The organism is Chryseobacterium viscerum (genome assembly GCF_002899945.2).
Classification (GTDB): Bacteria; Bacteroidota; Bacteroidia; order Flavobacteriales; family Weeksellaceae; genus Chryseobacterium; species Chryseobacterium viscerum.
On sequence record NZ_PPEG02000006.1, the window covers coordinates 359,939 to 372,235 of the forward strand.

General features: G+C 34.5%; 9 protein-coding genes. 2 read left to right on the plus strand and 7 right to left on the minus strand.

Features of this window, described 5'->3' with window-relative positions:
- Positions 1-26: 26 nt before the first annotated feature.
- The 5 genes from C1634_RS16180 to C1634_RS16200 form a co-directional block, all read right to left on the minus strand.
- Positions 27-1,175, minus strand: a complete 1,149-nt coding sequence (locus tag C1634_RS16180; protein WP_109738747.1) for a hypothetical protein — start codon at positions 1,173-1,175, stop codon at positions 27-29.
- Positions 1,176-1,218: 43 nt separating this feature from the next.
- The gene (locus tag C1634_RS16185; RefSeq protein ID WP_123921482.1) at positions 1,219-1,767 is read right to left on the minus strand and encodes a DUF6705 family protein; all 549 of its coding nucleotides are present in this window, start codon (positions 1,765-1,767) and stop codon (positions 1,219-1,221) included.
- 17 nt (positions 1,768-1,784) lie between these two features.
- Positions 1,785-3,218: a hypothetical protein gene (locus C1634_RS16190; protein WP_109738748.1), complete on the minus strand. Its 1,434-nt coding sequence runs from the start codon at positions 3,216-3,218 to the stop codon at positions 1,785-1,787.
- Between the two features lie 324 nt (positions 3,219-3,542).
- On the minus strand, positions 3,543-4,466 hold the full coding sequence (locus tag C1634_RS16195; protein ID WP_103232045.1) for a bestrophin family protein: 924 nt from the start codon (positions 4,464-4,466) through the stop codon (positions 3,543-3,545).
- 20 nt (positions 4,467-4,486) lie between these two features.
- Positions 4,487-5,662, minus strand: coding sequence for a Pycsar system effector family protein (locus C1634_RS16200; RefSeq protein WP_109738749.1), 1,176 nt, complete (start codon positions 5,660-5,662; stop codon positions 4,487-4,489).
- A 26-nt stretch (positions 5,663-5,688) separates the two neighbouring features.
- Between C1634_RS16200 and C1634_RS16205 the strand changes: the two genes are divergently transcribed.
- Both C1634_RS16205 and C1634_RS16210 read left to right on the plus strand, forming a co-directional pair.
- Positions 5,689-9,405 (plus strand): metallophosphoesterase, encoded by a 3,717-nt coding sequence (locus C1634_RS16205; protein ID WP_103232043.1) that lies wholly within the window; start codon positions 5,689-5,691, stop codon positions 9,403-9,405.
- A 327-nt stretch (positions 9,406-9,732) separates the two neighbouring features.
- On the plus strand, positions 9,733-10,452 hold the full coding sequence (locus tag C1634_RS16210) for a hypothetical protein (RefSeq protein ID WP_109738750.1): 720 nt from the start codon (positions 9,733-9,735) through the stop codon (positions 10,450-10,452).
- Between the two features lie 81 nt (positions 10,453-10,533).
- Here C1634_RS16210 and C1634_RS16215 read toward each other — a convergent pair whose 3' ends face one another.
- Both C1634_RS16215 and C1634_RS16220 read right to left on the minus strand, forming a co-directional pair.
- Positions 10,534-11,346 (minus strand): hypothetical protein, encoded by an 813-nt coding sequence (locus C1634_RS16215; RefSeq protein ID WP_123921484.1) that lies wholly within the window; start codon positions 11,344-11,346, stop codon positions 10,534-10,536.
- A 37-nt stretch (positions 11,347-11,383) separates the two neighbouring features.
- A complete protein-coding gene (locus tag C1634_RS16220) occupies positions 11,384-12,256 on the minus strand; it encodes an SdiA-regulated domain-containing protein (protein ID WP_109738751.1) in 873 nt (290 codons plus the stop codon).
- Between the last annotated feature and the right edge of the window lie 41 nt (positions 12,257-12,297).

Sequence of the window (12,297 nt, forward strand, 5' to 3'; positions counted from 1 at the left end):
ATGTTCTGCGATTTCTATCTTATTACTTAATAATATTCAATTTTTCGAATCCACTTATACAAATCCTTCCCATCTACATTTTTGACCACTTCTGTCCAGTTTTTTTGCTTATCAAACTTATATTTAAAGTTTACTACTGTTGGTACTATTTCTTTATTCCCTTTTCCTGTTTTATCTAAATAAAACAATTTGGTTATGTAGTTTCCTCTAAATTCAAATCTTATGTCATTCCAGATATTATCATTGTAATATATTGTTTCTCTTTGTAACTTTTGATCTTTAGTGTAAGTATAAACAGTCGAGATGATTCTTCCACCATCAATATCTTCTTTTTTTACTTTTTTCCCATTCTCAAATATAATGAATGAAGATATTTTTCCGTTTTTGAAACTCGTTTGTTTTATTAAATTTCCTAGCTCATCATATTCGTACTTAAGATGCGCACCCAAAGATGTTTTCTTGTTGGGATAGTCACTTTTATAATCAAAAAATTTTTCTTCAATTACTTTATATTGATTATTATAAATCTTTACATTGCTTAATTTTTTATGGAAAATAGAATCTTGATCTCGGATATAAGCACTATCATTCATCTTTTTCCAAATATCATTTGTAATTACAAAAAGACTATCTGTTCTTGTTAAAATATCAAATTTTGAAACAAATAAAGGTTTGGAAAGTTCAAAATTACCTCCATATTTTTCTGCAGTATTTTCACGGTTGTAATAATACTCTCCAAATTTTGGAGTTTTACTATCTTTTTCATAAAAATAATTATGAGAGGTTTCGGAATACTTATTTTTAGATTTTTTAATAACTAATCTGTTTAAATGATCATACGCATACGTATAATCATCAACAATTTCTCCTGATTTATAATACCATGTTTCTTTTACGATGTTCCGATTTCTATCATAATATGTTTCGTTGTTTATATATCTGCAAAAATATGTTTCAAACCATGTATCTCTCATACTTTTCCTTAAATTATTGGGAGTCATTTTTGTTGCATGGCCATACTCATTATCACCATTCATAAAAGTATATGGACCTGCATTATTTAGAAAAATAACTGATTCTTTCACAAACTTGGGTTTTCCCAAAATTGAATCTTTGATAATTTGAGAAGGAGAAAAAGCAGCAAAAAATAGTAAAAGAAAAAATAAATATTTCATAATAGGTTTTTGGAAACAAAACCATCAAGATTGGAGGTTTTGTTTATTGTTTTGTTAATACAATTTCTTTCGGTAATGGCTGAGGAATTTCAGTATTATAATAAGGACAATCTACGGTTACAACCTCATTACGATAGAAATATTTCCAATCCAGTTTTGTTTTACTAGAATCCATAAAATTGATATTAATTGTACCAGAAGTATGACATAAATCCGGGTCACTATAAATGAGAGAATACTTATCATCTATTTTTTTAAAACCTCCTCCATATATTTTAGCTTTATCATCAGCCAAATTTGTATTGTCAAATAAAATATTTCCGTTATTATCTATTACTTTAAATTTTACGATTAAATAATCTCTATAATATTTAAATACATTATCATATTGATTAGTAATCTTTTTAAAAGTTAGAAAAATGGTTTTATTATTCCAAGTCCCTTTCCAAATTCCCACATAATCTTTAAACTCATTATTGGTGTCTTTTTCATAAGCATTTTCAGGAATATCTGTAAATGTTCTCAATGGATAAATCTGTGCCATGCAAGAAACAGAGATATTAAGTAGTATAATTAAGAATATATTTTTCATATAATAATTTAATTGTTTTATGGGCAAGGTATTAATTTTACAGGATTGTCTTTTCCATCATACTCTAATCTACTCGTATTACCGGTAGTTTTGTCAGACTTGTATATTTCTAATCCGATAATATTTACTTGTTCTTTCAAAAATTGTGCAAATACTTTTTCTACATTTTCCTGAGTTAATTCATCAGCAGTATATAACTTTGAATACTGTTTATCATACCATGTTTGCCAACTTTCTAATTGGCCATAAGTAATGGCAAAATTACCATCTCCTGAATATTTTAGAATATAGTTTCCCTGTGAGGTTATTACCATTGCATACGTATCCAACATATTTCCTGTTAATTTAGCATTTGTAACACAACTGGTTAAAAAAGTGGTAATATCATATGGGGAAAATATTTTTACTACTCCATCCAAATTTAAATGAACATGCATAAATCCAAAATACTTATTTCCGTCCGGTAATTTTACATTTCCATTAGGAGTATTAAGCATCTGCTCATAGGAAACTGTTCCATACGCTGCAGCAAAACCTGTCTCTTGTTCTTTGTCGAACATTTCTTTTTTATCCAATTCAGTAACTTTAGCTTTGAAATCTGCATTTTGATTTTGAGTTTTCAACCTTCCACAGGGTGTATTTCTCGGATGTATAAAGTTAGGTATTGTAGGCGTACCATTATTATTTCCACCTGGTCCTCCAAAAGGTCCACCACCGCCACCAGTTCCATCATCTCCCAATGCTGTAGAAGCTGGGAGCACTTTACATCTATGAATAACTACAGTCACCATTTTTGAAGGCTGGTCTGCTTTACAAGGACCTCCTTGTGATTGGGAAGCTTCTCCATTGAAGTGTTGACCTTCACTACAGGAAGTAAAATAAGATTCTTCTATCCATTGACACGAAATATCAGATTTGTTTACTAATCCTCCCCCATTGTAGGTCCCTGGGTTTAACTCTTCTACATTGAGTTTCCCTTTTGTATCAACAGAACCATCATTCATCAGGATTTGTTTTTCCTGTGATGTAAAATCATAAGTAATTAAGAGCTCTTTGTAAGTACCATCCGGAAGAATACTCAGAACAAGGTTTTCCAAAGGTGCATTTTCAGGTTCATTGTCCCTTGTTATATGAAAAGTATAACTGTGAACATTAGGGCCTCGTTCTATATAGATCACATCATCTGTATTCACAGAAACTCCGTTGCTGTATTTCACAGCTTTTCCTGAAGCATAAGCTTCGCGGGTTTTCAGTTTCTCATTGACTTTTTTTAGCTCAGGAATAAGGTTGATTTTGTGCTTGCTTTCTTCTAAAGAAATCCTTTTGTAAGTATATCGGAAAGCATTGTAGTCATTTTCCTGCTGATCGGGGAGATAATCATTCCTGCAGGACCATAAAGTGGCAAATAAGGCTATCAATAAAGACAACCTGAGACTCATTTTTTTTCTCATGTGTTTTTAATTTTTGTGTGCCTAAATATATAAATTTTTCACAAACGTAGAAATTAAAAGCAGGCAAATTTGCTCACTCTTAATTAATTACAAAATCCGAACTTTAATCTGTGAAAGATTTGGATTTCATAAGATTGTATAAAATTGGAAAAAGAGTCCAAGGATTGCGTCTGTAAAAATAGCTTGTCTTTATGGTAGATGTAGAAAGTTCACAGATGACAAGGATATAAAGAGGGGGTTCAATACATCTGTTCTCAGCCTTATGAGAATTAGTGATGTTCTTGAAATTTCAATAAGCGATTTTTTGAAAGATATAGAAAGGCTCTAGTCTATAAAATAAGTATCCGGTTTCTTCAATTCTCCCTGAGGAATTGCTGCCTGTTCAAAAATAGAAAATTCTATGGTACGGCAAATGCTGTTCAGGGCAAGATCATTTTCTTCCTCACCAAAAGGTTCACCAATCTCCTGGATAATGGCATCGAGGGCAATAAAGGTATAGCTTATCAACAGAACGATCAAAGGCATCATCCATCCTAAAGAATCTACCAATCCAAAGGGAAGCCAGAAACAATACAGATATACGGTGCGATGCAGCAAAACACTGTAAGCAAACGGCAACGGAGTATTGTAAATTCTCTCACATCCCCCGGAAATATTAGAAAACTGATTCAACTGATGATCCATAGAGGTCATCACGATGGTATCTATATTTCCTTTTTTATTCTGCTCGTTGAGCCAGTCGGCAATAAACCCCAGAATAATACTTGGAATAAACTTTTTATCCTTTACTTGCGCCAGTTGTTCCGGAGAAAGCAGTCTCTCAAGATGCTCTGTACCGGTTTTATCTCTCAATTGAAAGTTCAGCGACCAGGAAAATGCCGAGATCAGCTTAATGATTTTCTGTTTTTCTTCTTTGGATTCGGGAGAAGAGTCGTTTACTAATGATAAAATCTGCCTTGTCAAAGACCTGGTTTCAATCACAAGTGACCCCCAAAGTTTTCTGCCTTCCCAGAAACGGTCATAGCTCGCAGAATTACAGAATCCCATAAAAATGGCAAGTGCCAATCCTATCAGCGTAAAAATGGTAGGATTAAGATGCACTTTATAATCAAAGATTCTCCCTTTAAAAAAATAGATAGCCAAAGAAAATAGCGTAATCATAGTGAGCTGAACTACAATTTTCTTCAACACAGATCCTCTCCATATAAATAGCATTTTCAGCCAATTCGTTCGCTGTCTGACTATCATTTGTGTATATTTATTTTAAATTAAAGACTAAGGAATGCGATCCCAAAAGACAGAACGGAAATAATAATCCCGGCCATAAAGATCTTATAGGTAATGGATAAAAGCTTGTATTTCCTGTCAAGAACTTTTCCCAGATAGTATAAATCTTTTACCATAGAATCATAAATATAATCTCTGTCTTTGATCAGGTCTTTCATCGCATTGTGATAATCATCAAACAACATCTGCTGAAAGTTTCCGAAGAACAGCAGGTTTACTTTTCTATTCGCAATATCCTGATTGGTAAACGTAGTTTTTGTCACATTCGGCTTGGTAGACAAGATCGCAAATATAATCGTCAGTACGCTTGACAAGAGCAATATGAAACTTGGAAGAATCAAATGTGAATTTTTAGGAGCATCCAGCTTCGGAACCAGTACAGAAAGACAAACCGAAATAATAATCGCATTTACTGATAAAAGAATATTGGCTTTACTATCTGCAATATCGCTCAGTCTCGTATGATTGTTAAGGGTTACTCTGAATAAAGTATCTACACTTCTGTCTGATTTTTCTTTTTCCTTTTTTCCCTCTGAAACCTCCTTCTTACTCTCTTTTTTATCTTCTTCTTTTTCCAGCTTCTTTTCGATCTTTTTAATGTTCTTCTTTTTCAGGGGTTCCCAGTTTTCTTTGGCATAATCTGTATAAAAAGTATGCTTATTCTTTAGCATATCAAGATTACCGGCATTCCATTCTTCATTGGAAAAACATCTTACATTGGTCAATTCCCATTCTTTTCTCAAAGCATCGGAAATATCACTGTAATCATGACCTGCAAAATGACTGAAATCGGCATCTTTTACAATTTTTTCCAGTAAATTCTGAGGTTCATACTGTATTTTCGTAGCCAGAATCAGTTTTTCAACATCTGCAATATAGCTTTCCGGATAATTTTCCTGATGTAAAAAGGCTTTCATAACCTCTACGCTCCTTTCCTCGTGGTTCAGAGCACATTCTATATACCCGGTATCATGAAACCATAATGCGACGAGTACCTTCTCCTGATCCTCTTCAGAGACAGGAGTATTTTTCATGATTTCCTCTGCCTTATTGACTGTATAGGCAGTATGGATAAAATTATGATAAAAATATACTGAAGATAACTTATCTTTGAATAAGATTTCAACATAATTTTTAGCTTTGTGTAGAATGCTCATTCCTGAATTTTTGTTAATGTAAATTTATGAATTTATCCTTTAAAACTCATCTAAAAAATACTTCTATTGTTCTTCGAACAGTAATGTCCGCAGGAGCCCTTTATTCCTGTGCTACCTATAACGTGCAAAAGGGCAAAAACTTATTTGAAGTAAAAGATTCTGAAATAAAATCTGAAAATGATTTTAAAGTTTTTCTGATTGGAGATGCTGGAAATGCAGATGAACCTCAGGCACAAAAGACTCTGAATTTACTAAAAAGTAAGCTGGACTCTGCCGACAGCAACTCTATGCTGATCTTTCTGGGAGATAATATCTATCCTAACGGGATGCCCAAAGAAACCGATAAAGAGTATGCTTCAGCTAAAGAAAAACTGGAAAATCAGCTTGCCATCACTAAAAACTTCAAAGGGAAAACATTAGTAATTCCCGGAAATCACGACTGGTACAACGGGCTGGAAGGATTGAATACCCAGGAAGGGCTGGTAAAAAAATATCTGGACGATAAAAAGGCATTCCTCCCTAAAAACGGATGCCCAATTGACGATATCAACCTATCCAAAGACATCAAGCTTATCGCTATTGATTCGGAATGGGTGATTGCCAACTGGGACAATTATCCGGGGATCAACAAAAACTGTAATATCAAAACCCGCGAGGATTTCTTTACCGAATTTAAAGATCTTATCATTAAAAATCAGGGTAAAAAAATCATTGTAGCTTTACACCATCCTATTATCAGCAGTGGAACGCATGCAGGCTTTAATTCTGCGAAATCTCATCTTTTCCCTTTAAAAAGTAAGGTTCCAGTTCCTGTAGTTGCAAGTGTCATCAATATAGTAAGGAGTTCCTCCGGAGCGAGTCCTGAAGATATTAATAACCAACATTATGCAGATCTGGCGAACAGACTGAAAAGTATCGTCCAGGATAAAGAAAACATTATTTTCGTTTCCGGACATGATCATAATCTTCAATATCACGAAGATGGAAACTTCAGACAGATCATCAGTGGTGCAGGCTCTAAAACAGATCCTTCTACCATTGTCGAAAAAACGGACTTCTCTTATGGGGGAAGCGGTTTTGCGGTTTTAAATTTCAGAAAAAATGAAAGTACGGATGTTGAGTATTTTTCAACAAAAGACGCACAGCTTAAAAAACTGACTCATATTTCAGTCATTTCCAAACCGGATGCATTTGTTAATAATTTTCCAAATTCTTTTCCGGCGACCTTCTCTTCAACCATTTATCCGGTACAGCTTACCGAAAAAAGGAAGTTTTATCGCTGGCTTTGGGGAGACCATTACAGAAGATATTATGGAATTCCGATTGAAGCTCCAACGGCCAACCTTTCAGAATTGAACGGAGGATATATTCCTTTCAGAGAAGGAGGAGGAAACCAATCCAACAGTTTACGATTAAAATCAACAGACGGACAGGAGTTTGTGATGCGCGGTGTGAAAAAAAGTGCCATTCGTTTCCTTAATAATATGGCTTTCCAAAAAAGTACATTAGGAGAAGAGCTTGCAGATACTTTCCCTGAAAAATTCCTGCTTGATTTTTATACGACCAACCATCCTTTTACTCCATTTACCATTGGGAATATGTCAGAAAAACTGAATATTCTGCACAGTAATCCCAAATTGTATTATATCCCAAAACAACATGCTTTGGGAAGATATAACGAGAACTATGGAGATGAAATGTACATGATTGAAGAACGTTTTTCTTCTGATCCTAAAACATTGGCCTATCTTGACAATGCAAAAGATATCGTTTCTACAGATGATGTATTGAAAAACCTCAACAAAAGCAATAAATATTCTGTTGACAGAGAATCTTACATCAGAGCAAGATTATTTGATATGCTTATCGGTGACTGGGACAGACACTCGGATCAGTGGAAATGGGCAGAATATGAAGTGGGCGACAAAGTTGTCTATAAACCTATTCCTAAAGACAGGGATCAGGCCTTCAGTAGATATGACGGGGCTGCATTTAAAGTGATTATGAATGTTCCGGCCATCCGCCATATGAAAACCTTTACAGAAGACATCAGCAGTGTAAAATGGCTGGCTATGGAACCCTATCCTATGGATTTGGTTTTCTTAAAAGGTGCTGACCAGCAAGAGTGGGAAACGCAGGCAAAATATATCCAGGAGCATCTTACCGATGCGGATATTGATGATGCTTTCCATAATCTTCCGAAAGAAGTACAGGATGATACCATCGCTGAAATCCAGCGAAAACTGAAAATAAGAAAGACAAAACTCCAGAGCTATGCGACTCAGTATTATGATGTATTGCAGAAAAAAGTGCCTCTGGCAGGTACTGTAAGTCCTGATAAATTTGTCATCACCAAAAACGGACATTCCGTTCTTGTACAGCAATACAAACTGGGTAAGAATAAGGATAAGAATGAGCTTGTTTTTGAAAAGACCTATCACGATTCAAAAACAAAAGAACTGTGGATCTACGGATTGGAAGATGATGATATCTATGAAGTAAACGGAACCGGAAGTCCTAAAATGACGATCAGACTGATCGGTGGATATAATCATGATACGTATACTATTGGTGATGGAAGAAAAGTAAAGATTTATGATTTTAAATCTCAGAAGAATACTTATAATGCCAGCAATGCAACCAAAAATATTACTGACGACTACGACATCAACAGTTATAATTATAAGCATCCGAAATACAATTCATTTGCCGGTTATCCAAATTTAGACTACAACCCCGATGATGGTGTTATTGTAGGAGTTTTGGCTAATTATACCGTTAATAATTTTATCCGCGATCCTTTTACTCAAAGACACAGCTTAAAAGCTAATTTTTATACAGCTACAGCAGGATTCAGTCTTACGTATAAAGGAGTGTTCAAAAAAGCAATCTCAGGATGGGATATCAATCTGGATGCATTTTATACGACACCAAGGTTTTCTCAAAACTTCTTTGGGCTTTCCAATGAAAGTGAGTACGACAAAGAAGATACGGAAAGAGAATACAACAGAGCCAGAATTTCTAAGTTCAACTTTGCTCCTTCCATCTCTCAGAAGAGCTGGATGAATCTCAGTCATCAGTTTCAGCTGACTTTTGAGGATAATAAAGTACAGAAAAAAGCAGATCGATTCATCAACCAGTCACCAGACGTAAGACCGGGGGTATTTAACAGCCAGCAGTTTGTAGGAGCTAATTATACTTTTGGCTATAAAAATGCTGATAATGTAGCCTTCCCTACTCTTGGGCTGGAATTCATGGTTAATGCCGACTGGAAAGCAACTCTTTCCGATTTTAATAAAAATTTCGTGACTGTAAAAGGAAAGCTTGCTGTTGATCATAGAATTGATAAAAAAGGAAAATTTGTATTTGCAAACTCCAGCAACGTCATGTGGATCAATAATAATAATTTTGAATTTTATCAGGCCGCAACCATTGGTGGTAATAACGGTATGAGGGCTTTCAGAAACGAAAGATTCTCCGGAAGATCATACTTTATCAATAACTCTGAAATTCGATGGGATTTCGGAAGGGTAAGAAATAATATTGCTCCGGCAAACATGGGAATCCTTATTGGATATGATATCGGTCGTGTATGGAATGACGGTGAAAATTCCAGAAAATGGCATCAATCGGCTGGGGCTGGGGTTTGGCTGAGTATCGTAGAAATGGTGTCTGCAAGGCTGAATTATTTCTATGGTTCAGATGGCGGAAGGGTTTCTGCAGGGGTAGGAATGAAATTTTAAATCCTATCGTGAAATAAGAAAATAAGTCTAATTTCTTCAGATCAAAATACCATTTAAAAACAATCACAAAATACTGATAAACAAAAAATTAAATCAACAAAAATTGTATATCTAAAAAAATATCAATTTAAATTAAATTTAATAATTCTAATTTTCAGCTCACATTTTTCATCAATAAAACAAATATGGCCTTTATCTAAAGGCCATATTTTCAGCTATATAGTCAAAACCTATAAATAGCACAATATGTTTATTAATTCTTTAAAAAACAGACATTTTAAAAACATTTTATATTTGTCCCAACTAAACAAAAAAACCAACAATTGAATGAAAAACAAGCTATTATATATGGTGTTACTAGTCATGTCCATAGGTCTGAATGCACAGATAGGGATAAAGACTTCTACACCACAAAATACTTTACATGTCAACGGTTCCCTTCAGGTAGTAAAAGACCTGAATGTGGGTGGCGATGATAGGACAAGGGGAAATTCAGGAAACAAAGGAGAGTTTTTAATGTCAAACGGGACAGGAAATACTCCAGTTTGGAAAACTATTGAATCTGAAAACTTCTTAAAGGTAGTGTATGTTGGAAATAAAACGGATATCAATCCAGCAAGTGGAAGTTACACAGGCACTCACTCTACTCCTGTCAACACTCATGAAAGTTATTCACAAACCTATATCTTTAATGTAAGCAATAAGATTGACACTGCTTATTTGACTTATAACTCTACAACAGGTCTTTTCACGGTCGTAAAACCTGGGTTTTATAATATTGTTCCCTATGCTACCTATGACCTTAATCTGAATCCTTCAGGACAGACTGCAGGAACAGCTAATTCTTACATTCAGAAAGTTTCTCCAACCGTCACAACGCTTGCCGGTATCTCTACAGGACATGGAGAACGCACTACGGGATTGAATCATAATCTTTCATCCATCAATTTCTTCAATACCGGGGAGACGTTCAGAATACGCTGCCGTTATACCCAGAATTTCCGATTATCCAGCGGCAATATTCACATATCATATCTTACGCCGTAATAAACATTTCAATCACTTCAATTACATTCATATATTTAAAAAATCCACAGAGTAAATCTGTGGATTTTGTATTTAGTATATTTATGGGTAGGGAAAGTATAATAATACCTGTCCGTTTGTATCATATTTGTAACTCCATTGACTACTTGAATGCCCTGGCGGGTACGTCATATTGCCATTAGCAGGGTTCGGTAGATATTGACTAATCGTTTCTTTTGCTCTGAAATTATTGGTAGATAAACTTTTTTCGTAAAAATCATCATTGATCAAATACAGTTTTTTGAATGGATTTGCAGCATTATCAAAATCAGAATAGGTAGTCGTCGTTATTTTATTATCTACACCTCCCGTTTTTTCTAACACTTCACTCTTAATAAGATTTTTTTTGCTATCAAAATAATAGGATGTATAAAGTTCCCAACCTCCGTTTTTTTGATAGGTTACTATTTTATCTTGATCATATGTATAGCTTTTTGATGTCTCCAAGTAGGAAGGATAGCCGGCGGTATTGTTCACATACTTTTCAGCTTTTATGGGTCTGTTATTTTCCATTAAATAGATGACCGTTCCATAAGTGACAAATCCCTCTGGTCCGAAATGATCCACTTGCACTTTATTACTAGTATATGTCAGCTGGGTAAGTACATTAGAATTGAAAAAACCACCAATACCTGTAGAATAATAATATTTTCCAAGCATACTTTTTAAGCGATTATTTTCATAGGTAAACTGGTAATACTTTTCAGGACTAGGCATCGTAGAAAAACGATAATCCATCTCAAAAATATACCCTTTATCAGGTTCTAACTCCGCTTGCGTACGCTCTATTGCATCATCATTGGTACTGCACGAAAATAAACTTAGTGCCAATAAAATATAGAATAAATTCTTCATATCCATCTAATCAGCCGCAAAAATAGGGATAAGCTATTTAAAAAGAAAATGTATACACATTTCCACCCTCTTCTTTCCCTTTCTCATCAGCGATCATTACTGTTTTATCATCAAGAAAAACAATGGCTTCCTTCTGAGAATTATGGTGTAAAGGAATTTTCTGAATTTTTGCAGCACTGAAATTATCGGCAGTAAATCCGGTAAGAACATGTACATTTTTATGCGTCAGTAAAACAATTTTATCTTTCGTACTATTGATAGTTGCTGATGTAATCGCTGCATCATTATAGCCGCCTTCAAGTTTTAAGGTTCCTATTAACTTTGCTTCAAAATTTCCTTCTTTATTAGGCACCTGGAATACCAGAAAAGTACCATCAAAACCTTTGCTTCTGTTTTTGGTGAATAAGTAAAAGTTTCCATTCATTTCTACAAAAGCTTCACAGTCATACAACAGGTTTGATTTTTTAGGTGGAAACTCCGTCTGTCCCTGATAATGGAATTTTGTAGTCTGAACAACTTTTGTAACTGTTTGTTTACTATCTTTCAAATCTGTTTTTAAAATGGCAAGGTCCTGTCTGTCATTATCATTATTCCCGAAATCTCCGATATAAACATTTCCTTCAGAATCAGATATAATATCTTCCCAATCTGTATTTTCAGCATTTTCTACCGGTATTTTTGCCAGCATCTCTCCTTTATCGTTCAGTCCGTATATTGCATTTTTATTCCCCCTATCTTCTATCATCCAAATAGTCTTCTTATCTTTTGACAAAGTAATTCCGGAAACTTCCTTCAACTTTTTGGGTAAGGAAAACTGTATTTTTAGTTCGTCCCCATTAGTAGGGGAATTCTGAGCTTTTGGATTGCAGCTCAATAAAAACAAAGCAGGTAGAATAAGCAAGCGTAACATATTTTTTTATTTTTTTTAACTGAACATAAGAAGCATTAATT